Source organism: Paenibacillus sp. JDR-2 (assembly GCF_000023585.1).
GTDB lineage: Bacteria > Bacillota > Bacilli > Paenibacillales > Paenibacillaceae > Pristimantibacillus.
Genome location: NC_012914.1, coordinates 658,571 through 681,534 on the forward strand (window position 1 = coordinate 658,571; position 22,964 = coordinate 681,534).

A 22,964-nucleotide genomic window follows, 5' to 3' on the forward strand; every position below is an offset into this window, starting at 1 on the left:
TCCGTCTGAGCTGTCCGGCTTGGCGATAGGCGATTTGTCGTTTAACTAGAAACATGAAGGATGACATTGCCTTTTTTGCGTCCGGTCTCGACATACCGGTGTGCCTCAATCGTTTGTTCAAGCGGATAGCGCCGGTCGATGACCGATTTGATTTTTTCGGCTTCGAAAAGCTCTTTGAGAAAAGCCAGATTCTCTTTCTTCTGCTTGAGGCCGGCAGCGGTAAAGATCGCTTTCTTGCCGCGGGACCTCGAAGTCCAAAGCATGGACAGCATAGCTCCACCGGTGGGGACGGTAGAAAGATAGATGCCTTGCGGCGTAAGGGAGCCTTTGCACTCGGGGTAAGTACGCTTGCCTACCGCATCAAAAATAACGTCATAGGTCTGGTCGCCCCGAGTGAAATCCTCCTTGGTATAATCGATAACCGTGTCTGCCCCCAAAGACTTCGCCAATTCAAAGTTGCGGCTGCTGCATACGCCGGTTACTTCGGCCCCGTAATACTTGGCAAGCTGCAGGGCGTAAGCGCCAACCGCTCCGGATGCGCCGTTAATAAGCACCTTTTGCCCCGTTTGAATTTTGGCGTGATCCCGAAGAAAGATTAAGGCCGTTAAGGCTCCGTCGCATAGACCGGCGGCTTCATCGTAAGCCGCATTGTTTGGTTTAAGAAATACCGGCTGGTTCTCGGGCAAACAGACGTATTCAGCGTAAGTTCCGAAGCGATGGGGGCTAATGCCGAATACCTGATCGCCTTTCTTAAACAGCGTTACATCCTTGCCGACCGAATCAACCTCGCCGGCAAACTCGACGCCCAGAATAGGGTGCTTGGGGTTTCTCAGTCCATATAGAAAACGAATGAAAAAAGGATCCGCTCTCCGGAAGGAGCAGTCTGAGGGGGTTACGACGGCCGCATATACTTTTACCCGTATTTCTTGCTCCTTGGGATCGGGGATCTCTACATCCTTAAATCGAAGAACCTCCGGCGTTCCGTATTTCTCGCATACGATGGCTTTCATAAAAATTCCCCCTTAGTTGTTTTTTACCAAGTTTATGCACAATGTAAATCAAAGTATTCTTTATGTCAAGTTAACTTTACACTTATGGACTGGGAAGAAAATTAGTTACCTTTACTTCCGTGGGATTGGAATATCATCTTATATTTTCTTTCAGCATAGAACATCCATAAATGTAACATATATTGTTAATTTAATGATATAAACTACAAGTATGAAGGGGGTTCTATCCAAGAAATTTGCCGAATTTCATCGAAAAGTGTCCTTTAGAAACCAATTAATGAGACGAATTTCCTCATTTTCTAATTTTAATGTCATGTATATTGACGCGAAGATTTGGCCGCCCCTATAATGAGGTTGCGAACAATGGTAACACATTCCAATTAAATGTTCGTAATTAGAAAGAAGAACTGGGGAGTGGAGAGATGAAAAAGAAATGGTTTTATCAGACGGGGCTTGTTGCGGTTGTGCTTAGCATGCTGCTTGCAGCCTGCGGCAACAACAATGAGAAACCGGCATCCACGACAACCGAGAGCAGTGGGGCAGAAGCTTCAGGAGATACGATTAAGGTAGGGGTCCTGCATTCCTTAAGCGGTACGATGGCGATCAGCGAAGTATCCGTTCGCGATGCGGAAATGATGGCGATTGAGGAAATTAACGCAGCAGGCGGCGTGCTTGGCAAGAAGATCGAAGCGATTCAGGAGGATGGCGCATCCGACTGGCCGACCTTTGCCGAGAAGGCGCGCAAGCTGCTCTCCGAAGATAAAGTCGCAACGGTATTCGGAGGATGGACGTCCTCCAGCCGCAAAGCGATGAAGCCGGTGTTCGAGGAGCTTAACGGACTGCTCTGGTACCCGGTGCAATACGAAGGTCTCGAAGCTTCCCCTAACATCTTCTATACAGGCGCTACAACGAACCAGCAGATCGTTCCGGCCGTTGACTGGCTGCTTGAGAACCGCGGCAAGAAGTTCTACCTGCTTGGCTCGGACTACGTCTTCCCTCGTACGGCAAACCTGATCATCAAAGAGCAATTAAAGGCAAAAGGCGGCGAAATGGTCGGAGAGGAATATACGCCGCTTGGCCATACCGACTACAGCACGATTATAAGCAAAATCAAAGAAGCAAAGCCGGACGTTGTGTTTAACACGCTTAACGGCGACAGCAACGTGGCCTTCTTCAAGCAGCTGAAGGATGCGGGCATTTCGGCGAAGGATATTACTACGCTGTCCGTATCGGTAGCGGAAGAAGAAATCCGCGGGATCGGCGTAGACGTGCTGCAAGGGCATCTGGCGGCATGGAACTACTATCAAACAACGGATACCCCGGCGAACAAGACGTTTGTCGAGAATTATAAGAAGAAATACGGCGAGGACCGCGTGACGGCTGACCCGATTGAAGCAGGCTACACCGCGGTATACCTGTGGAAGGCTGCCGTGGAGAAGGCAGGCTCGACCGACGTGGATAAAGTCAAAGCGGCAGCGAAGGATCTCGAGTGGGATGCTCCGGAAGGCAAAGTAAAGATTGACGGCGAGAACCAGCATATTTACAAAACGGTCCGGATCGGCGAGGTGCAGGCGGACGGACAGTTCAAAGAGCTGTGGAACTCCGGAGATGCAGTAATGCCGGATCCGTTCCTGAAAGGCTACGACTGGGCAGCAAGCATTAAGCCAACTGATTAATAAGCGGAAGTAAGCCGAACAGCAAGGATGAAGGGAGAGTATTCGACAGAGTTAGGCTTCGGATACTCTCCTTTTGCATAACCCCGAAGGAGTTGAAGGCATATGGAGGTCATTACCCTGCAGCTGTTTAACGGGCTGAGCGTCAGCTCGATCCTGCTGCTGATTGCGCTTGGCCTGGCCATTACGTTTGGGCTGATGAAGGTCATCAATATGGCGCATGGCGAGCTTATTATGATTGGCGCTTACTCCACGTACTTGACGCAAAATATGTTTAAAGATTATTTGCCGAAGTCGATGTTTGACTGGTATTTCGCGCTTGCGATACCGGTCAGCTTCCTGATCGCCTTCCTATTTGGCCTAATCCTTGAGATGAGCCTGATCCGGTTTCTGTATGGCCGGCCGCTCGACAGCCTGCTTGCCACTTGGGGCGTTGGTCTGGTGCTGCAGCAGCTTGCGAGATCGATCTTTGGCGCTCCTAACGTTGCGGTGACGAGTCCGACCTGGCTGGATGGCGGGGTTAGCTTCCTTGGCGCGGTCCTTCCTTATAAAAGGCTGTTTATCATCGGGCTTGTTATCGTTACCCTGCTTGCGATGTACTTCTATATTTACCGCAGCCTGGAAGGGCGCCGAATGCGGGCGGTTATGCAGAACCGCGATATGGCGGCTTGCCTTGGCGTATCCACCCGCCGCGTCGATGCGATGACCTTTGCGATTGGTTCGGGAATTGCCGGCATCGCCGGCTGCGCGCTGACGCTGATTGGTCCGATAGGGCCATCGCTTGGCACTTATTATATTGTGGATGCGTTTATGGTTGTTGTGCTTGGCGGAGTCGGCAAGCTGGTGGGCACCGTGCTTGGCGCGCTCGGAATTGGCGTCTTTAACACGATGTTCGAATATTGGACGAATGCATCGCTTGGCAAAGTGCTCGTGTTCATCTGCATCGTTGCTTTCCTGCAATGGAGGCCGATGGGATTCGTCGCCATGCGTTCGCGTTCGCTTGATTCATAGAGAGAGGTGGAGAAGCAAATGTTGACGATGCGAAAACTTTCTCCCCAGCGTTTATGGCTGCTCGCCTGTTACGCGGCTGCTGCCGCTGCATTGTTCTCGGCTCCGCTTTATTTAAGCGACTTCCGATTAAACTTGCTTGCAAAGTTTCTGGCGTTTGCCATTGTTGCGCTTGGTCTGGATCTGATCTGGGGCTATACCGGCATTCTAAGCTTGGGGCACGGTATCTTCTTTGGATTAGGCGCCTATGCGATGGCGATGTATCTGAAGCTTGAGGCGAGCGGCGGTAAGCTGCCGGATTTTATGGGCTGGAGCGGATTAAGCGAGCTGCCGATCTTCTGGAAGCCGTTCGGGAGCTTTGGCTTTGCGGTGCTGATGGGAATTCTCATACCTGCTGCGCTGGCGCTGTTCCTGGGATATTTCACCTTCCGCAACCGGATTCGCGGCGTGTACTTCACTATTCTTACGCAAGCTCTCGTTATTATTACGACAACGCTGCTTGTCGGACAGCAGGCCTATACGGGCGGGACTAACGGCGTTACGGGGTTCGGCAAAATATTAGGCGAGCCGATTGCTTCGCCGGATACGAAGCGGATGCTGTATTGGGTGACGGCAGCCGTGCTGGTGGCGGTATTTATCCTATGCCGATACGTGGTGAAAAGCCGGTTCGGCAAAGTGCTTCGCGCGATCCGGGACGGGGAGAACCGGGTCCGATTCATCGGGTATAATCCGGCGGTCTACCAGATGGTTGTGTTTACGATGTCGGCGGCTATCGCCGGTATTGCAGGAATGCTGTTTGTGCTGCATGTCGGCATAATCTCGCCTTCCATGATGGGGATCGTGCCTTCCATTGAGATGGTGCTGTGGGTTGCGATCGGCGGCCGCGGAACCTTGATCGGCGCAGCGCTTGGGGCGGTGCTGATGAACTGGGCAAAAAGCGAGTTCAGCACCACCTATCCTCAGGGCTGGACGTATTTTCTCGGCGGCGTGTTTATTCTGGTTGTTGTCTTTCTGCCTAACGGGGTGGCGGGCCTTGCCGCTAAGCTGAAGTTCCGCAAGAAGAAAGAGGAGAGGAGTGAGCCGGAGCATGAGCGAGTCGAGTATCCTGCAATGTAATGAGGTGACGGTAGCTTTTGACGGGTTCAAGGCCATTCAGGGAATGAGCTTGCATTTGCGGAAAGGGGAGCTTCGCTTCCTCATTGGACCAAACGGTGCCGGCAAAACAACGATGCTGGACGTGATCTGCGGCAAAGTAAAACCGACGGCGGGGACGGTTACCTTCAAGCAATCCATTGATATCGCGAAGAAAAAAGAACATCAGATCGCCGAGCTTGGCATCGGCCGCAAGTTCCAGGCGCCGTCGATTTTTCCGTCGATGACGGTATTTGAGAATCTGGAGATCGCCATGCGCCAGAAGCGCGGCGTATTTACGGTGCTGTTCGCCCGGATGAAGGCGGAGGAGCGGCAGCGGATTGAGCAGCAGCTAGTCATGATTGGGCTGCAGGATAAGGCGGATTGGCGGGCAGGCGGCTTATCGCATGGCGAGAAGCAATGGCTCGAGATTGGCATGATGCTGCTCCAAGAGCCGGAGGTGCTGCTGCTCGATGAGCCGGTTGCGGGCATGACGGATAAGGAAACGGATAAGACAGGCGAACTGCTGATTGAAATTGCCCGTAAGCGTTCGATTGTGGTTGTGGAGCATGACATGGAGTTTGTCCGCAACTTCGCGAGCAAGGTGACGGTTATGCATGAAGGAAAGCTGCTGAAGGAAGGCTCGATGGAAGAGGTGCAGGGGGATGACCGAGTAGCGGAGGTATATCTCGGGAAAAGGCGGGATGCGGATGTTAGCCGTTCAACAGCTTGAAGCCGGATACGGGGAAAGCGTGATTTTACGTGACGTGACGCTGCAGGTCGAGCCGGGGCAGGTCGTCTGCTTGCTTGGGCGCAACGGCGTCGGGAAGACAACGCTGATGAAAAGCATTATGGGACTGCTCAAGGCGCGGAAAGGAACCGTTGCTTACAACGGGCATGAGCTGACGAAGGCCGCGCCGGGGCGCCGCGCAAAGAGGGGAATTGGTTATGTGCCGCAGGGGCGCGAGATTTTCGGGCAGCTGACCGTTTACGAGAATATATTGGTCGGCCTTGAGGCAACGCGCGAGAAGATGGCGGCACGCTCTATTCCGGAGGAAGCGATCGCCAAGTTCCCGGTGCTGCCAACGATGTATAGCAGGCGCGGCGGGGACCTGAGCGGCGGGCAGCAGCAGCAGCTGGCGTTCGCGCGGGCGCTCGCGTCAAAGCCGGATCTGCTGCTGCTCGATGAACCTTGCGAAGGCATTCAGCCGTCTATCGTTGACGATATCCGCGATGTCATTCGCTCCATTAAGGCGGATGGCAAGACATCGATTCTGCTTGTCGAGCAGAGTCTCGATTTCGTGAAGAGCGTCGGCGACTACTTCTACGTGCTGGATAAGGGGGCAATCGCCTGGGAAGGCGGCTTGGAGGATTTAAGCGACGAAGTGATTAAGAAGTATTTGACGGTGTGAGGAAGCGAATGGGTTGGAGCGGCTGCAGTTGTAAGGAAGGTCTAGCAGGCTGCAGGCTGCAGGTTGTAGGTTGTAGGATAGCTGCTAGCCGCTAGCTGGGGCGCGTTGCACAAAATGCAGGATATTTGCCTAAATCGGACGGTATTTGCGAAAAGGTTGCACAAAATGCATTATATTTCGCCAATTTTGGTCCAATTGGACCCGTTTTCTCTAATATCCTGCACTCCGTGCAGGATATTTTCCATTCACGAGCTAAATTGCATGATTTTACTGTATTCTGTACAACGTAGGTGAACTGCTGCATTTCAAGCCATCCTTTAAGACTCTATAAGCTCCAAAGGCATAAAGGCATATTCGCCGTTTCTGACAATGCTGCCTTTGCGAATAGGGATGGGATGCTTGAAGAGAGGGCCGTCTATGACGGTGGTATGAAATTCGCCGCCTTCTCCGCATGGGTCAATTCCGCGGACGAGCAGCTCCTTTATGTAGTCGTGAGTTAACACGCGTCCTAAATCTTCTTCCTTCATTCCTAACGATAAATTGACAGTGACAACAACGGAAATGAATCCGAGATTAATAAACTCTTCAACAACCTCTAGATGATCCATTTCCCATAATGGCATTCCAAGCTTTAGGCCGGCGATCCGGGTGACCTTGTCATGCCAGCAGTCTTGAACGGGCATATCCAAGTCTCCCGTCACTAACGCTTCGGCGCCTTGATGCTTGGCTTTTTCAAGAAGGGCTATAAATTCCTTTTCGTAATCCTCCCAGCTTGCGGCAGCCGCATATACCGGTAAGCCGATGGATTCGGCTTGAGCGCGGATAAGCTTCGGGGGCATGCCATGGGATCGGGAGCGTTTCCCTTCTTCCTCCATCATGACGATAAGCCCAATCGGCTCTCCAACCTTCATGGATTTATATAGCGCTAGGGTGCTGTCTTTTCCTCCGCTGTAAGAGGCTATGAATTTATGCCCGTGGGCGCCATTTTTCCAGTTCACCGTTTCTTTCATTCCTTTAATCTCCTTCCTGTTATGCTCTGTGAATTGTAACACGATTTGCCGTCCCGGGCCGCATAGGTACGTTGGATTTCCTACAGTGAAATGAGGATAAAATGAATGATTCTGAGTCTACGATGGATTCACTCCAACATAAGCCTCCAGATGAGCACGCTATTGTCCAATTTGGACTGAATATACTGCTGCAAATCCAATGTAAATCGGGTTAACGGGCAAAAATGTCCCATTATGCTGTATGAAAACCAATGTAGCTCGCATGCATTCATAGAAATAAAAAATGGGTCATCCCTCGTCATGTTATGACTAGCGGGATAACCCATTTTTAAACTCATACTGCTCAGCTTACTTCATCCCCGAGATCGAGAAGTTCTCGATAATATGTCTTTGGAAGATGATAAAGATCGCGATAATCGGGATGACCATAAAGGTGGAGCCGGCCATCTGAAGCGCGAAGTTGCCGCCGTATTGTCCTTTGAGCAAGGTCAGGCCAACGGACAAGGTGTACAGCTTCTCATCATTCGCGATAATAAGCGGCCAGATAAAGCTATTCCAGCCGGCGATAAAAGCGAGGATGCCTTGTACCGCAAGAATGGGCTTCGAAATCGGAAGCACAATCTGCATGAAGGTACGGAATTCGCTTGCACCGTCCAGGCGTGTAGCCTCAAGAAGCTCGTCCGGAATCGTCTGCATGAACTGGCGGAACAGGAAGATGCCGAAGGCGCCAACGAGACCCGGCAGGATGATACCCGCCATCGTGTTGATCAGGTGCATCTCGTTCAGAATCAGGTAAATCGGAATCATCGTAACCTGACCTGGAATCATCATGGTAGCGAGCACGAGATAGAAAAGGACGCTGCCGCCCTTGAACTTATATTTCGCAAACCCGAAACCGGCCATAGCGTTCATGAACAGGCCAACAAAGGAGAAAACGACGATGATCAGCGTGTTTTTCAAGTAAACGCCAAAGTTCATTTTGGTGAACAGGTGTTTGAAGTTGTCAAACGTAGCATCTACGGGCAGGAAGGTGGGAGGGATATTCTGCATCTCCGATTCCGACTTGAAGGCGGAGAGGATCATCCATATAAAAGGCAGGATGACCAGGATTCCGCCTATGGTGAGCAGCGCGCCAAGGGCCCATTTCAGCGCCAGGTCGTTTTTGGATGCGCTGGATCCAGATTTTGCGTGTGCGCTCATTTGTTCACCTCCTAATTATAGATCCGTATCTTTGCCCTGCAGCTTGAACTGCAAGAGCGTGATGAGAATGATTGCGAAGAACAGTACGAACGAACCTGCAGCCGAGTAGCCGAAGTGGCTGAGCTGGAAGCCGTTGTGATAGATAAACAAAGCCACGGAAGTGGTGCTGTCCAGCGGACCGCCGTCCGTCATAATAAACGGCTCTTCGAAGAATTGAAGCCAGCCGATCATCGTTGTAATGGACACGAAGAAGATCGCGAAACGAAGCATCGGAATCGTAATGTACATCAGCTGCCGGAAGTTGCCGGCACCGTCGAGCTGAGCCGCTTCGTAATAAGACTTCGGAATACCTTGCAGCGCCGCGATAAAGATGATCATGTTCAGACCAATCCCACGCCATGCGCCCATAATAATCAGCGAGATTTTCGCCATAATCGGATCCTGGAGCCATGGTACGGCTGGCAGATTAACGGCATCAAGCAAATAGTTCAGCAGACCAAAGATAGGGTTATACAACAATGTCCATACAACCGCGACCGCAACAACGTTCGTAACGGAAGGCATGTAGTAAATGACGCGGAAGGCATTAAAGATCCGGTTGCCTCCGAAGTTAACGATAATAGCAATGAGAAGGGAGCCGATCAGAATAAGCGGCACACCGATAACGACATAAAATAATGTATTTAAGATGGACTTGCCGAACACGGGATCAGCCAATACGTCCACATAATTGTCGAGTCCAACGAATGAAATATTCGACCAGTCGGCAAGACCGGCAAGGTCCATGTTCGTAAAGCTGATAACAAGAGCGACGACAATCGGTAACAATGAAAACAGTATCAGTAAAATAAGCGCGGGAGCGATAAAGAAATAAGGCGCTTTGCTCTGAGAATATCCTTTCATCCATGCTTCCTTTCCTTTGCGCTTCTACCGCAAAAATTAATGGCAAAACATAACCGGCAGCGTTTCTGTTTAGGTTCAGAAGTGCTGCCGGTGCTTGCTTGCATTCCAAGATGCTGCTGTTACTTGCTAAGAATATCGGTAGCTTTCTTATTAAAGCTGTTCATTTCGTCTTGCGTCTTCGTTTGGCCGCGGTATACCTTCTCGAACGAGTTCAATGCTTCTTGCGCAACTTGCTCCCAAGGCTTCAGGAGCGGCATTGGCTCGGAGCTCTTCATTTGCTCGCCGATTACTTTCAGGTTTGGATCGCTAGTCAGCGCCGGATCCTCCCAAGCTTTTTTCGTGGAAGGCAATGCGTTTGCAAGCTCAAGCCATTTGAGCTGTGTTTCCGGCTTGCTCATGTAAGCAAGGAATTTCATTGCTTCTTCTTTGTGATCGGTATATTGGAAGACGGACAGGTTAGAGCCGCCAAGTGCCGAGATGTTGTTTTCCTTCGCAGGAAGAACCGCAGTTGCCCATTTGCCTTTCAGTTCAGGAGCTTGATCGTTAATCAGCTTAACCATCCAAGGACCGCTGATGAACATTGGCAGGATGCCGTCGCCTTTGAAGCCGGCTACGATGTCGATGCCAAGGTCAAGCGGAGCGTCGCCGTCTTTGAAGAAGCTGTTCAGGTAATCAACCGCTTCTACGAATTGCGGCTCGTTGAACAACGGCTTGTTGCCGTCGATCAGCTTGGAACCGTTCTGGCGGGCGAACATGAACATAAGAGTCTGTTCTTTTACGTCAAGGCTGATGCCGTATTTGTTAGCGCCGCGTGCTTTCAGCTTGTCCGCCGCGTCTTTCAGCTCATCCCAAGTTTTTGGTGCTTGGTCGTAGCCGACTTCCTTCAGCAGATCCGTACGGTAGTAAAGAACGCGAGTATCGATATACCAAGGTACGCCTACGGTTTTGCCGTCGTATTTCGTTGTATTCAAGGAACCGTCATAGAAGTTGCTGTCCGCAAGCTCCGGATAGTTGGCGATATCGGAGGACAGGTCCATCAATGCGCCGGCGTTAGCGAACTCCGGAATCCAAGTTGTACCCATTTGAACAACGTCCGGGCCTTTTTTGGAAGCAACGGCCGTCAGCAGCTTGTCATGCGCCGTGTCCCAAGGAAGCGGCTGAACATTGATTTTGATGTCCGGATTTTCGGCTTCGAATTGCTCGGCGATTTTCGGAAGGGATTTGGCTTCTTCGCCCATGCCCCATACATTAAGAGTAACTTTGCCGCCTTTGCCTGTGCTGCCTTGATCTGCGGTGCTGTTGTTTTCTGCTTTATTTCCGCCGCAAGCGGATAGAATGCCCATAAGCAGTACGGAGCCTGCGAGCGTGGCTGTAAGAGATTTTTTGAATGTCATAATAAAAACAAGACCTCCCCATGTTGTCGGTTGTTAAAAAATAGTATGCAGTGGCAATGCTTCAATTATTCGGCTTTGCTCTATAGGTTAGAGTGGCCGATGTATTCGCTTCTTGAGTCAATCCTCTGTTCGAGAATCGTTTCGATAGCGCCCGATTCCCTCCTTCTCAGATGTTCTTTAGGACAATCCTCTGCGTTTAATTCTAGGTTAATTCGTTGTAGAAACGTTTCAACGACATTATAGAGCAGAGCATAAGCGCTTTCAAGTATTATTTTTTTACACATCGGAATTAATAGAAACGTTTCTATTTATCCTTTTCACGAGGTTGACTACCCTAAATTATTTGATTATAATCCTGTTCTAGGTATTATCGAAACGTTTCTATAGTTGATTTTGACTTCATCGGTGTGAAGAATATAACGCGAATAGGCAATCCTACACGTAACCATTTCGGCTATAACATGAGGTTGGACAAATGGGGAGGCATAATTAAAATAATGGAGACAGCAAAAAGCATGATCCGTATGGAAAACGGGGAACTGGCATTCGATTTCTGGAGCAGCGGCGATCTGTTCGTTGCCCGGTCTGGAGAAACGATGCTGAATCAGGTCATGACGCATCCGGTTGACGGATCCATGAACAACATTTATCTGCGCAAGCATACAGAGGAAGGAATCCGCTTCGAACCGCTGCTTGGCATTCGCTCATCCAGTCGTTTGACGAAAGCCGGCGATAAGCTGGTCTGGGCTGGAGCAGCATTTGGCGGCGAATTGAAATACAAGGTTACTTTTACCTTAACCAAGCATGGCGTTTGGTTCTGGGACGTAACCGTTCAAGGCAGCGATGCAACGATTGACGTTGTCTACGGACAAGATCTTGGTCTTGGGGATACCGGGGCTGTCCGGACGAACGAGGCATATATCTCCCAATACGTTGACCATAAGGCATTCCGGGATGAGCAGCTTGGTTATGCGCTTTGCTTCCGGCAAAACCAGCCGATGGGAGGCGCTTTCCCTTACATGCAGCATGGTTCGCTGACGGGAGCAGCAGGCTATTCGACAGACGGCTTTCAATTTTTCGGCTTAAGCCATAAAGAGACCGATGTGCCGGAAGCACTGCTGCAGCCTACGCTGCCGAATGAGATTTATCAATATGAATTCACGTATGCAGCCCTTCAAACTCCGAAGACTCAGGTTCAAGGCGAAGCACGCTTCGTATTCTACGGACTGTTCAAGAAGGATCATCCTTCGGCGGTTGAGAAGCTGGAATACTTCGAGGAAGTGCTGGAGGCTTGGAAGCAGCTAGAGTCCGCCGACAAGACGCAGCAAGCTGGAGCGGAAGAGACTTATCCGAAGGTTGTCGTATCGTCTGCGATCGGATCGCCGCTTCGTACATTGTCTATGGATCTGGAAGAGATCACGTCGATGTACCCGAACCGGAAGCAGGAAGAATTCCAGGACGGTCAACTTCTATCCTTCTTCACGGAAACGCATGAGCATGTGGTGCTTAAGGAGAAGGAGCTGCTTGTCGAGCGTCCGCATGGACACATTCTAATGTCCGGCGGCAATGACCGCATGACGGACAACGTGATGACTACGACTTCTTATATGTACGGGATTTTCAACTCGCAGCTTCTGGCGGGCAATACGAATTTCCATAAAATGATAACCAATGCGCGTAACGCGCTTAATGTGCTCAAGACTTCCGGTCAGCGCATTTATGTTGAAGTTGACGGCGTTTATCGCTTGCTCGCGATGCCTTCGATGTTCGAGATGGGCTTTAACTATGCGAAATGGTTCTATAAGACGGAAGGCGATACGCTTGTCATTACGAACTACACAATGGTTGATTCGCCGGAGGTCCGTCTGGAGCTTCGCTCGCAGAAAGAGCGCAGCTACCGGTTTAAAGTAACGAACCAGGTGTCGATGAACAATAACGAATACGAGCTGCCTTACTCCATGGAAGAGAAGGACGGCGTGCTTATCTTTAAGGCTGACAGCCAGTCGCAAAGCACAAAGGTGTTCCCGAACCTGCAATACCGTATGCGCGTAGACGGCGCGTCGGTTACCGCTCTGGACGAGAGCGTGCTTGCCGAAGGGCTAACGCCGGGTGCGGCATCGCTTGTCGTTCTTGAGCTGGCGGCAACTTCGGCTTGGACGATCACGGTTCAAGGGCTGCTGCAAGGCGAAGATCTGCCGTTTGAAGAAAAACAGGCGGCAGGCGAGATCGAGCGCTATAGAGACTTTTTGCGTCAGGTAATGAACGGCTTCCAGCTGTCCCATGACGGCGCTGCGCAGGACGAACTCGTCAAAATGAACTCGCTCGCATGGTGGTATACGCATAATATGCTCGTCCACTATTCGGTGCCGCATGGCCTGGAGCAGTACGGCGGAGCGGCTTGGGGTACTCGCGACGTATGCCAAGGACCGGCGGAATACTTCCTGTCCACGCATAAGTATGGGCAAGTGACGGAAATTTTGAAGACCGTTTACTCGCATCAATACGAAGACGAAGGCAACTGGCCCCAATGGTTTATGTTCGACCGTTATTACCAGATCCAGCAGGAAGAGAGCCATGGCGATATTATCGTATGGCCGCTGAAGGTGCTTGGCGATTATCTGGCCGCAACCAAAGATTATGGCATTCTGGAGCAACGCGTTCCTTACTCGATCCGCCATACGGGCGAATTCACGGAGCAATCCGCGACTTTGCTTGATCATGCAATCAAGGAAATCGACTACATTAAAGAGCATTTCCTGCACGGCACGCATCTGTCCTCCTACGGCGACGGAGACTGGGACGATACGCTGCAGCCGGCAAATGCCCAGCTCAAAAAATACATGATCAGCAGCTGGACGGTTTCGCTGACTTACCAGGTTATCGCCCAATTCGGCCGCGTGCTGGACAGCTTCGATTCCGCGCTTGCCGAAGAGCTTACGCAGCTGGCGGCAGGTATTCAGACAGACTTCAACCGCTACATGCTTGCGGAAGAGGTTATTCCGGGCTTTGTCTACATGGAGAAGCCGGAGGAAGCGAAGCTGATGCTGCATCCGACGGATACGACTACGGGTATCCAATACCGTCTGCTTCCGATGACGCGCAGCATGATCAGCGAGCTCCTGACGGAAGAACAGGCGGAAGCTCACTACCGCATTATTAAAGAGAAGCTGTATTGTCCGGACGGCGTACGTCTGATGGACCGGCCTGCGAATTACGCGGGTGGCGTCAGCGTGAACTTCAAGCGCGCGGAGCAGGCGGCTAACTTCGGACGGGAAATCGGCCTGCAGTATGTCCATGCGCATATCCGTTTCGTGGAAGCAATGGCGAAGCTGGGCAAGACGGATGAAGTATGGAAGGGACTTCTGACGATCAATCCCGTAGGTATTCGCGATGTTGTGCCTAACGCCGAGCTGCGTCAAAGCAACTCCTACTTCAGCAGCTCCGACGGCAAGTTCATGAACCGTTACGACGCTCAAGAGCGCTTCGGTGAATTGCGTGACGGCAGCGTGCAGGTGAAGGGCGGATGGCGTATTTATTCGAGCGGCCCGGGGATCTACATGAACCAGCTGATCTCGAATGCACTCGGGATCCGCCAGTCCGGCTGCGACCTTGTTGTCGATCCGGTATTGCCGGAGAAGCTGGACGGACTGACGTTTGATTTTGGCTGGAACGGCAAGCCGGTTACGTTTGTCTACCGTCTTGGCGGAGGAGCGCGCGTAAGCCGCATCCTCATAAACGGTCAGGAAACGGAGTTCACCTATACGGATAACCGTTATCGCGATGGCGGCGTGCGTATTACGGAAGAGCAGCTGACTGCAAGTCTGCGACCTGAAGGCAACCGGATTGAAATAATGATGTAATCGGAAGGACTGGTGGTATCTAGGTGCCGCCAGTCCTTGTGTTATAGTAGAATAAGGACAAGGAGGAGTGGGAACTGTGGTCAGCATTAAAGACATCGCCAAACAAGCGGGCGTTTCAATATCGACCGTATCTTACGCGTTAAACGGCAATCCGAAAGTAACGGAAGAAACAACGGCCAGAATACTGGCGGTTGCAAATGAATTGAACTATGTCCCGAATGCTGCCGCGCGATCGCTCAAGCGGAGAGAAACGAAAATCATCGGAGTGTTTCTGACCGATTTCAGCGGGGCGTTCTATGGAGACCTCCTTCAGGGGATGAAGGAAGTGCTGTCGGTCAAAGGCTATGATCTGATCGTATGCAGCGGCAAGCAGTCGCACCGCATGCTTCCGGAGAGATTGATCGACGGAGCGATTATCCTTGACGAGACTTTCGACAGCAAAGAGCTGGCCAGCTACGCGGAACGCGGGCATAAGCTGGTCGTGCTGGACCGGGAGCTGAACCATGCGAACGTTAACCAGGTGCTGCTCGACAATAAAGCCGGAGCGGCTCTGGCAATCGAATACTTGCTGGAGCAGGGACACCGGAAGCTGTACGCTATAACGGGGCCGGGAGGTTCCTTTGATTCCAAACAGCGCTTGGCGGCGGCCACCCAGGTCGTAGAGCGCGCAAGCGATGCTTCGCTTACTGTTATTGAAGGCGATTTCAACAAGTCATCGGGCGAGCATGCAGCGGCAAGATTAGCCGCAGACGGCATTATCAGCTCGAAGGGCGAACCGGCGGCGATATTCTGCTTCAACGACGAGATGGCGATCGGGATGTGCCATTACTTGCAAAGGAATCATCCGGATATTGTGATTGGCCGGGACCTGCACTTGATCGGCTTTGATAATCTGGAGCTGGCCTCCTTCATGCACCCTCGCCTCGCAACGATTGATTATTCGAAGCGCAAATGGGGAGCAATTGCGGCGGAGCAGCTTCTTAAGGTTATCGGCGGACAAGAAGTCGAGCAGGAAAGAATCTATGTCTCTCTTATTCGAGGCGGGTCGGTAGGTTCAGTTACGCGATAAGCACAAATGAATAATACAAAGCACGAAAGATCAGAGATCCTCGCCGGATGATTTCTGGTCTTTTTTTCTATACATAGGCACTTTGGCATGGTATAGTCGGATTTGAATATTATGGAAATGATTACGCGGAGGGAAAACCATGCAAGGATCTTGTTCCGTTACACTCACCAAAGAAGATTTGGTAAAGCTGCAATTAACTTTTCTGAAAAAGAAAGCATATCCCTGGATTCTTGGTTTTATGTATCTCATGTCCCTGTTAAACATCATCATTGTTATTGTGGACAGAGACATCTCCAGTCTAAATCCATTCATGATTTTCATCTTTATCTTTGTGCCTCTCTTTGCTATCCTCCTTGTAAAAGGTCATAAGAAAAATATCAATAATCGATTTTTGAGAGAAGAGAAAAAATATACATGGTCGGATGAAGGAATGATTTTGGAGAGCGACTCGTTGACTGTGAGAATGCAGTGGGAGGACTTTACCGGTCTATTCGCTACCAAATCGGCCATTTATTTATTGGTGAACGGCGTCACGGCCCATATATTCCCCCGCAGGAGTTTTACCGAAGAAGAGTGGAGCCAATTCAAGCACGCTACCCGCAGCCGAGTTACACGGAAAAAGAGCTACCGATGGGCAAGAAATCTGCTCGTTTATATCGCTATCTTCGTCGTTACCGTCGGCATCATTCAATATTTCAATGCGAGCTAGTTCATAAGAGGAAGAAGTCGGGATCCTATTTCAGGATTCCGGCTTTTTTGTCAGCGGGGCAGAACGGGGTATAAGAAAGGAGGACAGGGAATAATGTAATAATACGCCTTAAATTTCAGTTCGACTGAAAAGAGTGATCGAAATGAAGGAAATGACCTTTAAAGCTTTTGCCCTCACGAATGAAATTGATCTGAACAAGATTGCGATCCATTGCGGAATTCCCAAGAAGTTTACCTGGGAGCAGCCTTTAATTCTGAAGGGCGACATTCTGGAGTCCATTCTCCAGCATCGAGTCGAGGAGTCGCAGCAGGTGCTTGTCTTTTCATTTGGGAGCATTGTCTTCATTAATCATTCACGCCCGCAGGACATTATCGCATTCCTGAGATACATAACAGCTTTTGAACCGGAGATCGATATTTCGAACGCCGATCGTTACTCCGATGATTACAGCCTTCATTACGGGGAGAAAGAGTCCTTCGAATTGACGGATGAGTATGTGGAAGTGTCTGAATTCGAGCATTTCCATCCCGAACTTATATCTACCGTTCTTGCGAAATCGGTCGCTTTCGAGAAAGTGGAAGAGCAGCTGGGGAAAATCAACGACAAGCTGGAGACGGTGATTGAACGGCTCGAGAAAGGAAAGCTCCGGATCGGCAACAAGGAGCTGGCCCGGACGACGGCGATCATCCTGCGCTACGAGTATAATTCGCTGGCTTACATTATGATTTTGGATAAGCCCGATATTACTTGGAGCAGCAGCCATGCCAGCGAGTTTTACGACAAGATGCTGGATTTCTTCGAATTGAATGACCGGTATAAAATATTAAAGAACAAAACGGAATTCCTGCATCACATTATAGAAGGATTCTCGACGATCAGCCATTCAATACGCGGATTGTTCGTTGAATGGATTATCGTTATTCTCATTGTCATAGAGGTTATTCTGACGGTCCTGCAAATTGCCGGAGTACTGCCATAAAGGGATTGCCGGTTAGAACGGAGAATTACTAATCGACTGACTAGATGCAGAATCGAATACGTCCTCAGTATTCTATATTGGAGGAACTAAAGCGATGACCATTAAAGAGCAGACGATCGTAACGTCTTCAGGGAACAAGATCTTAACCAAGGACAAAGAGATTCGAATCGTTGGGAAGCTGGATGAACCGCTTATTTTGATTCTGGATAATGTATTAAGCTGGGCGGAATGCGATTTATTGATTGACTTGGCTTCGGCTAGAATGCAGCGGGCCAAAATCGGGAGCTCTCACGATGTCAGCGAAGTCAGAACAAGCAGCAGCATGTTTTTTGAGGAAAGCGAAAATGAGTGTATCGGACAAGTAGAGGCCCGGGTGGCCGAGCTTATGAATATCCCGGTCTCCCACGCGGAACCTCTGCAGGTGCTGCGGTATCAGCCCGGAGAACAATATCATCCTCATTTCGACTATTTTACGCAAGGCAGCAGTATGAACAATCGGATCAGCACGCTGGTCATGTATTTGAATGACGTGGAAGAAGGCGGCGAGACGTATTTCCCTTCTCTTCATTTTTCGGTAACGCCCAAGAAAGGCAGCGCGGTCTACTTTGAATATTTTTATAACGATACCCGCTTGAACGAGTTAACGCTGCATGCAGGACATCCCGTCGAAGCCGGAGAGAAGTGGGTAGCAACCCAATGGATGAGAAGGCAAAGATACCGCTAGGTTTATACATAGACGTAAAAGAGCCGGAAATCCGCTGAGGATTCCGGCTTTTCTTATGATTGGAATAGCTATGGATCCGTGCATCCGTCTGTATGAAATGCTTCCTGAATAAAATGGAAACCCGAGGATACGCTAATGATGGTTGTTGAGAAGAAAGGAGCGTTAAGATGAAAATAGCAGGTGTTAGGAAGATGGTAGGTCTGATGGCGTTTATGTTTATATTGGCGTCAACCTCGGCGCATGCGGCTCCTCAGACGATCCCAATGCTTCAGTCGGCGGCGCAATTGTCCCAGAATCAACTTCAAATCACGTATGACCGGACGGTTGATCAGGCTAAAGGCGTTAATCCGTCTAACTATTGGATACAGAGCACAACCGAAGCGATACCGTCCGGGATTGCCACATTGGGCAAAAATGACGCGGTAGGGCCGCAGAATGCCCTGACGGCTAATCGGGTCACGATTCAACCGGTGGACGCGCAGAACAAGAGCTTCATACTCACGTTTATGCAGCCGATTACCAAGGGGATGTCGTACAAGCTTATTATATGTTACGTTACCATCCCCGGAGATCCGCCTTATTCGGGAGATAATGGTTCTGCTATGTTCGTCGGGCGGTAGAAAAAGAGGATGCAAAAAAGCTTCGCCATGCGCGAGGCTTTTTTATTTGTCGCCTAATGATTGGTCATATTCATATAACTTTACGTATTATAAACTGGAATAGAATGTTTTATGGTACAATGACGAATCGAGAGAATGTCGGGTTTAACGGTAGCGTATACAGGAATGGAGATAAAGAATAATGAGTTTGTTAACAGTGGAGCAGTTATCGCATACGTTTGGCGACCGGGTATTGTTTAAGGATGTGTCCTTTCGATTGCTTGAAGGAGAGCATATCGGCCTTGTTGGAGCGAACGGTACAGGGAAATCGACCCTGATGAATATTTTGACGGGCAAGTTGTTGAAGGATGAAGGCAAGGTAGAATGGACACCTCGCGTTCGTTACGGTTATCTGGACCAGCATACGAAGCTTGAAGCGGGAAAGACGATCCGCGATGTGCTCAAGGACGCGTTCCTGCCGCTGCTTGTGTTAGAGGAGGAGCTTAACGATATTGCCGCGCAAATGGGCGATGCGGATTCGGATACGCTGGAGCAGCTTCTAGTGAGGATGGGAGAAATTCAGGAAGAGCTCGAAATCGGCGATTTCTATTTGATCGACGTGAAGGTCGATGAGATGGCGAATGGTCTGGGTCTTAACGCAATCGGCCTTGACCGTGACGTTACGGCGCTTAGCGGCGGACAGCGGACGAAGGTTCTGCTTGCCAAGCTGCTGCTTGAGAAGCCGGGCGTCTTATTGCTTGATGAGCCTACCAACTATTTGGACGAAGAGCATATTAACTGGTTGACGAACTATTTGAAGAACTACCCCCATGCCTTTGTTCTTATTTCCCATGAGACCGGCTTTATGAATCAGGTCGTTAACGTGATTTATCATCTTGAATTTACGAGGCTGACGCGTTACACCGCGAACTATGAGAAGTTCCTGGAGATGGCTGAGCTGAACAAAGCCCAGCATATCGACGCCTACGCGAAACAGCAGGATTATATTAAGAAGCAAGAAGAGTTTATTCAGAAAAATAAGGCGCGCGCATCTACGTCCGGGCGCGCGAAGAGCCGCGAGAAGCAGCTGGGCCGCATCGACCTGATCGATAAGCCGGAGGAAGCGGCGAAACCAACCTTTAACTTCAAAGAGTCCAGAACAAGCGGCAAGACTGTATTTGAAGCACAGGGAATGGTTATCGGCTACAACAAGCCTCTTCTTCCCAAAATGGATATGGTCATTGAACGCGGCGATAAGATTGCGATCGTAGGCTGCAACGGCGTGGGTAAATCCACGCTCCTGAAATCGATTCTTGGCGTTATTCCGCCATTTGAAGGCAAAACGTACCTTGGGGATTATCTATCTCCAGCCTATTTCGAGCAGGAAGCGAAGGCGCCGACGATGACTCCGCTGGAGGATGTATGGGATGAGTTTTCCTTCATGAGCCAGCACGAGGTTCGGGCAGCGCTTGCCCGCTGCGGATTGAAGAACGAGCATATTACCCGCCCGCTTAACCAGCTCAGCGGGGGAGAACAGGCGAAGGTTCGTCTGTGCAAGCTGATGATGCGGGAGAGCAACTGGATTCTGTTCGATGAACCGACGAACCATTTGGACATCGTTGCCAAGGCTGAATTAAAGCGTGCGCTGAAGGCCTACAAGGGTACGATCGTTCTCGTTTCCCACGAGCCTGACTTCTACGAGGATTGGGCAACGAAAACATGGGACGTGGAAGCCTGGGCTATGCAGACCCAGAGATAAGGGATTGAGATGACGAATACATCGCCACGGAGCCGCGTGCTCCGGCGGTGTATTTTTTTTGCCTGCTACTTGAATTTTTCGGAAAAAGCTTTGATTTTATCCACAAAAATTCCCTTCAGCTGATCGGTGCCTTCTTTGGGCGCTTTATAAGCTTTATAGCCGCCAAACGATTCCGTGCAGACGGCAGCTTCTTTCAGGTCGGCAGGAATATTCCTCTCAATGATGTCTTCGGTCTCCTTTGGTTTCTCATTGCAAATAAAATAGCCCATTTTCTTATTCAATAACTGATCATGATTCTTTTTGATAAAATCGCGAACCGGTTTGTAGATCTTCCCGTCCCGGACTCCCGCGCCCAAAATAATGCGGTCATACTCTTCGATCAGGGGCTTCTCCGCTTCAAGATCGCAAACCGTGCAATTCGGAATTTCCTCTGCCAGAACCTTTACGCATTGCCCGGTTGCCCCGGTTTTCGTAGCGTAGATAATCAATGCTCCCACTTGGCTCACTCCTTATTCTCTATTCTTGCGCGCATTTGAATGAAGCTGACGGATCTGCTCTTCAAGGACGCTGCCCGCCTCGGATAAAAATTGCGTGATGAGTTCAAGCTCTTGATCCGTATAGGCTGAAGCCAGTTTGACCATCGCCGCGTGCAGCTGAAGATACGTAACGCTGACTTCTTCTTTATTCTCATAGACGGGCTCGATAATGACTTTGCGGCGGTCACGGGGATCGGGCTGTCTGCGCACGAACCCTTCTTTTTCCAGACGGTCAATCAATGAAGTAACGCTACCAGTCGTGAGTCCGGTTAGTTTCGAGAGCTCGCCGGCGGTGACGGGACCTTTCTCATGAAGAATGTCGATGGATAAAAAATCGTTGTTATAGAGCCCCAAGGAGGCAGCTACGCTTTGCTGGTAGAGCACGGTTCTGGTTCCCAGCCTGCGCATGCCCCTCGTAAGATTTTCTTGCTGCTCCGTCGCTTGACCCGGTTGATTGCTGGCCATCATGTAATCCTCCTACTTATCTTGATCATCAAGATACTTTATAGTCAAGATACTTTAATGCGCTATTAATGTCAAATATGGAGGTTTGGCCTCCTTACCTGGGGCTGGTTTCCGCTTTTTTCCTTTGTTGTTTTATCATTTGAAATAGATCACAAGTCTGAAAAAAATGAGAACGGTTAAACCGGCCAAAGCTCAAAATTTAGTCAAAAATTCTCATATTTTAGCAACATTTATCGGTTATGCTTGAATTAAGTCAATTTTTTGGCGCAAGATATGAAACTTCCTTTAATTGCTACTCGTCTTAGGAATGAAGCAAAAGGTATGATATTTATAATGGGGATAGAGTAACAGATTTAAGATATGGGGTTGAAGACGGTGAACAAGCGATGGGGTTTTGCGGCCGCTTTGATTGTGATCCTGCTGGCCGTGTATTGGGTTTATAGCAGCATGGAGAACGCGGAGGAACGCAGCAAAAGCAGTGTGTCCTTGCCCTCGAAATACGGCGATACGCCTCAGCTTACGCCGCATCGGGAGGAACTGCAGCAATTCATTGGGCAGAAGCTTACGGGTGATGCCGGTGTCTACACGAACTACAAGGAAACGGATGAGGCGGCTGAGACCGCTACCGGTCATGAGACACTAAGCGAGTCGGCCGGTCTGCTTATGCGTTATTACGCGCTTACCGGGCAGAAGGAAGCTTTTGATGCCGCATGGTCGCGGGCTAGAGAAACGCTGGCAGCGGATTATGGCTTCAGCTATCGTTATAGTCCTCTTCACGACAAAAAATATACCGTTAATGCCGTCGTCGACGATCTGCGGATCATCCGTGCGTTGTATGAGGCGCAGACGGCTTTTGGCAATGGCGGCAACTACGGCCGCGAGGCCGCTCATTACGGCGGGCTCGTCTATGAACACAATGTCCACGAGGACAAGCTGTACGATTTCTATGACGGAGCCTATGGAACAACTAATAATTTCCTAACTTTATGCTACGCCGATTTTCAATCTCTCCGGTTGCTTGAGGTCTCGTCCAAGGATAAACGGGAATTGGAAGACGGGCTGCTTACAATCGTCTCGGGAGGGTATTTATCCGATAAATTCCCTTTTTACGAAACCCGCTATGATTACATATCAGGCAAGTACGGCGATCATGAAGGAGAAATCATTACCGTTGAGTCGCTGCTGACGGTATTGTCGCTCGCTGAAATTGATCAGGAACGTGCCGCAAGCATCGCCTATCTCAAACAGGCGGTGGAAGCGGGAACGCTGTACGGACGTTACAGCCGGGACGGCAAGCCGGTGACGGATATCCAATCTACGGCCGCTTACGCGATTGCTGCGATGATTGGCTCGACGATAGGAGATCAAGCGCTTTACCAGAACAGCGTTAAACGCATGGAGCAGTTCCGCGTGGAAGATAAAGCAAGCCCGATTGCCGGAAGCTTCGGGAATTCGGCGACGGAAGAAGCGTATTCGTTCGATAATTTGACGGCTTTATTGGCTTATGCCTATTAAGACTTCAT

Annotated in this window: 20 protein-coding genes; 13 read left to right on the forward strand and 7 right to left on the reverse strand. The window is 50.1% G+C overall.

The genetic code is table 11. The features are described 5' to 3' along the window. Window positions 1-41: 41 nt before the first annotated feature. Complete coding sequence (locus PJDR2_RS02935) at window positions 42-1,010, reverse strand: NAD(P)-dependent alcohol dehydrogenase (RefSeq protein ID WP_012772557.1); 969 nt, start codon at window positions 1,008-1,010, stop codon at window positions 42-44. A gap of 422 nt (window positions 1,011-1,432) precedes the next feature. On the opposite strand from PJDR2_RS02935, the gene urtA reads away from it, so the two are divergent. The 5 genes from urtA (at window position 1,433) to urtE (ending at window position 6,234) form a co-directional block, all read left to right on the forward strand. Next, window positions 1,433-2,686: an urea ABC transporter substrate-binding protein gene (gene urtA / locus PJDR2_RS02940; RefSeq protein ID WP_012772558.1), complete on the forward strand. Its 1,254-nt coding sequence runs from the start codon at window positions 1,433-1,435 to the stop codon at window positions 2,684-2,686. Between the two features lie 102 nt (window positions 2,687-2,788). After that, on the forward strand, window positions 2,789-3,694 hold the full coding sequence (gene urtB, locus PJDR2_RS02945; RefSeq protein ID WP_012772559.1) for an urea ABC transporter permease subunit UrtB: 906 nt from the start codon (window positions 2,789-2,791) through the stop codon (window positions 3,692-3,694). An 18-nt stretch (window positions 3,695-3,712) separates the two neighbouring features. Continuing rightward, window positions 3,713-4,807, forward strand: a complete 1,095-nt coding sequence (urtC, locus tag PJDR2_RS02950; protein ID WP_012772560.1) for an urea ABC transporter permease subunit UrtC — start codon at window positions 3,713-3,715, stop codon at window positions 4,805-4,807. Beyond that, on the forward strand, window positions 4,779-5,555 hold the full coding sequence (urtD, locus tag PJDR2_RS02955; protein WP_012772561.1) for an urea ABC transporter ATP-binding protein UrtD: 777 nt from the start codon (window positions 4,779-4,781) through the stop codon (window positions 5,553-5,555). The genes urtC and urtD overlap by 29 nt, the downstream gene beginning before the upstream one ends. After that, window positions 5,533-6,234: an urea ABC transporter ATP-binding subunit UrtE gene (gene urtE / locus PJDR2_RS02960; RefSeq protein WP_012772562.1), complete on the forward strand. Its 702-nt coding sequence runs from the start codon at window positions 5,533-5,535 to the stop codon at window positions 6,232-6,234. Before urtD ends, urtE begins: the two co-directional genes overlap by 23 nt. Before the next feature lie 317 nt (window positions 6,235-6,551). On the opposite strand, the gene PJDR2_RS02965 is transcribed toward urtE, so the two are convergent. The 4 genes from PJDR2_RS02965 to PJDR2_RS02980 all read right to left on the reverse strand — a co-directional run bounded on the left by PJDR2_RS02965 (window position 6,552) and on the right by PJDR2_RS02980 (window position 10,741). Further along, complete coding sequence (locus PJDR2_RS02965; protein ID WP_012772563.1) at window positions 6,552-7,244, reverse strand: diphthine--ammonia ligase; 693 nt, start codon at window positions 7,242-7,244, stop codon at window positions 6,552-6,554. A gap of 348 nt (window positions 7,245-7,592) precedes the next feature. Beyond that, window positions 7,593-8,444 (reverse strand): carbohydrate ABC transporter permease, encoded by an 852-nt coding sequence (locus tag PJDR2_RS02970; protein WP_012772564.1) that lies wholly within the window; start codon window positions 8,442-8,444, stop codon window positions 7,593-7,595. A 15-nt stretch (window positions 8,445-8,459) separates the two neighbouring features. Then, entirely contained in the window at window positions 8,460-9,347 is an 888-nt protein-coding gene (locus tag PJDR2_RS02975; RefSeq protein WP_012772565.1) for a carbohydrate ABC transporter permease, read from the reverse strand. Window positions 9,348-9,466: 119 nt separating this feature from the next. Beyond that, on the reverse strand, window positions 9,467-10,741 hold the full coding sequence (locus PJDR2_RS02980) for a sugar ABC transporter substrate-binding protein (protein ID WP_012772566.1): 1,275 nt from the start codon (window positions 10,739-10,741) through the stop codon (window positions 9,467-9,469). Window positions 10,742-11,238: 497 nt separating this feature from the next. Here PJDR2_RS02980 and PJDR2_RS02985 point away from each other — a divergent pair, with 497 nt between their 5' ends. The 7 genes from PJDR2_RS02985 (at window position 11,239) to PJDR2_RS03015 (ending at window position 20,440) form a co-directional block, all read left to right on the forward strand. Then, the gene (locus tag PJDR2_RS02985) at window positions 11,239-14,601 is read left to right on the forward strand and encodes a GH36-type glycosyl hydrolase domain-containing protein (RefSeq protein ID WP_012772567.1); all 3,363 of its coding nucleotides are present in this window, start codon (window positions 11,239-11,241) and stop codon (window positions 14,599-14,601) included. Between the two features lie 76 nt (window positions 14,602-14,677). Beyond that, a complete protein-coding gene (locus PJDR2_RS02990; protein ID WP_012772568.1) occupies window positions 14,678-15,670 on the forward strand; it encodes a LacI family DNA-binding transcriptional regulator in 993 nt (330 codons plus the stop codon). A 139-nt stretch (window positions 15,671-15,809) separates the two neighbouring features. Then, on the forward strand, window positions 15,810-16,379 hold the full coding sequence (locus PJDR2_RS02995; protein WP_012772569.1) for a YcxB family protein: 570 nt from the start codon (window positions 15,810-15,812) through the stop codon (window positions 16,377-16,379). Between the two features lie 142 nt (window positions 16,380-16,521). After that, on the forward strand, window positions 16,522-17,358 hold the full coding sequence (locus PJDR2_RS03000) for an RMD1 family protein (RefSeq protein ID WP_012772570.1): 837 nt from the start codon (window positions 16,522-16,524) through the stop codon (window positions 17,356-17,358). A gap of 94 nt (window positions 17,359-17,452) precedes the next feature. Beyond that, entirely contained in the window at window positions 17,453-18,082 is a 630-nt protein-coding gene (locus PJDR2_RS03005; protein WP_012772571.1) for a 2OG-Fe(II) oxygenase, read from the forward strand. Between the two features lie 167 nt (window positions 18,083-18,249). Further along, window positions 18,250-18,702: a hypothetical protein gene (locus PJDR2_RS03010; RefSeq protein WP_012772572.1), complete on the forward strand. Its 453-nt coding sequence runs from the start codon at window positions 18,250-18,252 to the stop codon at window positions 18,700-18,702. Between the two features lie 181 nt (window positions 18,703-18,883). Then, window positions 18,884-20,440, forward strand: a complete 1,557-nt coding sequence (locus PJDR2_RS03015) for an ABC-F family ATP-binding cassette domain-containing protein (RefSeq protein ID WP_012772573.1) — start codon at window positions 18,884-18,886, stop codon at window positions 20,438-20,440. Window positions 20,441-20,505: 65 nt separating this feature from the next. Here PJDR2_RS03015 and PJDR2_RS03020 read toward each other — a convergent pair whose 3' ends face one another. Further along, window positions 20,506-20,937 carry a flavodoxin domain-containing protein gene (locus tag PJDR2_RS03020; RefSeq protein ID WP_012772574.1) on the reverse strand — a complete coding sequence of 144 codons (432 nt, stop codon included), beginning with the start codon at window positions 20,935-20,937 and terminating at the stop codon, window positions 20,506-20,508. 12 nt (window positions 20,938-20,949) lie between these two features. Then, window positions 20,950-21,444 carry a MarR family winged helix-turn-helix transcriptional regulator gene (locus PJDR2_RS03025; protein WP_012772575.1) on the reverse strand — a complete coding sequence of 165 codons (495 nt, stop codon included), beginning with the start codon at window positions 21,442-21,444 and terminating at the stop codon, window positions 20,950-20,952. Between the two features lie 372 nt (window positions 21,445-21,816). On the opposite strand from PJDR2_RS03025, the gene PJDR2_RS03030 reads away from it, so the two are divergent. Next, on the forward strand, window positions 21,817-22,956 hold the full coding sequence (locus tag PJDR2_RS03030; RefSeq protein ID WP_150106416.1) for a hypothetical protein: 1,140 nt from the start codon (window positions 21,817-21,819) through the stop codon (window positions 22,954-22,956). Window positions 22,957-22,964: the final 8 nt, after the last annotated feature.

Coding starts and splice junctions, on each gene's coding strand:
- PJDR2_RS02965 (WP_012772563.1), bottom strand. CDS start 7,244: ATGAAAGAAACGGTGAACTGGAAAAATGGCGCCCACGGGCATAAATTC.
- PJDR2_RS03010 (WP_012772572.1), top strand. CDS start 18,250: ATGAAAATAGCAGGTGTTAGGAAGATGGTAGGTCTGATGGCGTTTATG.
- urtC (WP_012772560.1), top strand. CDS start 3,713: ATGTTGACGATGCGAAAACTTTCTCCCCAGCGTTTATGGCTGCTCGCC.
- PJDR2_RS02935 (WP_012772557.1), bottom strand. CDS start 1,010: ATGAAAGCCATCGTATGCGAGAAATACGGAACGCCGGAGGTTCTTCGA.
- PJDR2_RS02995 (WP_012772569.1), top strand. CDS start 15,810: ATGCAAGGATCTTGTTCCGTTACACTCACCAAAGAAGATTTGGTAAAG.
- PJDR2_RS03015 (WP_012772573.1), top strand. CDS start 18,884: ATGAGTTTGTTAACAGTGGAGCAGTTATCGCATACGTTTGGCGACCGG.
- urtD (WP_012772561.1), top strand. CDS start 4,779: ATGAGCGAGTCGAGTATCCTGCAATGTAATGAGGTGACGGTAGCTTTT.
- PJDR2_RS03000 (WP_012772570.1), top strand. CDS start 16,522: ATGAAGGAAATGACCTTTAAAGCTTTTGCCCTCACGAATGAAATTGAT.
- PJDR2_RS02985 (WP_012772567.1), top strand. CDS start 11,239: ATGGAGACAGCAAAAAGCATGATCCGTATGGAAAACGGGGAACTGGCA.
- urtB (WP_012772559.1), top strand. CDS start 2,789: ATGGAGGTCATTACCCTGCAGCTGTTTAACGGGCTGAGCGTCAGCTCG.
- urtA (WP_012772558.1), top strand. CDS start 1,433: ATGAAAAAGAAATGGTTTTATCAGACGGGGCTTGTTGCGGTTGTGCTT.
- PJDR2_RS02980 (WP_012772566.1), bottom strand. CDS start 10,741: ATGACATTCAAAAAATCTCTTACAGCCACGCTCGCAGGCTCCGTACTG.
- PJDR2_RS03005 (WP_012772571.1), top strand. CDS start 17,453: ATGACCATTAAAGAGCAGACGATCGTAACGTCTTCAGGGAACAAGATC.
- urtE (WP_012772562.1), top strand. CDS start 5,533: ATGTTAGCCGTTCAACAGCTTGAAGCCGGATACGGGGAAAGCGTGATT.
- PJDR2_RS03025 (WP_012772575.1), bottom strand. CDS start 21,444: ATGATGGCCAGCAATCAACCGGGTCAAGCGACGGAGCAGCAAGAAAAT.
- PJDR2_RS02975 (WP_012772565.1), bottom strand. CDS start 9,347: ATGAAAGGATATTCTCAGAGCAAAGCGCCTTATTTCTTTATCGCTCCC.
- PJDR2_RS02970 (WP_012772564.1), bottom strand. CDS start 8,444: ATGAGCGCACACGCAAAATCTGGATCCAGCGCATCCAAAAACGACCTG.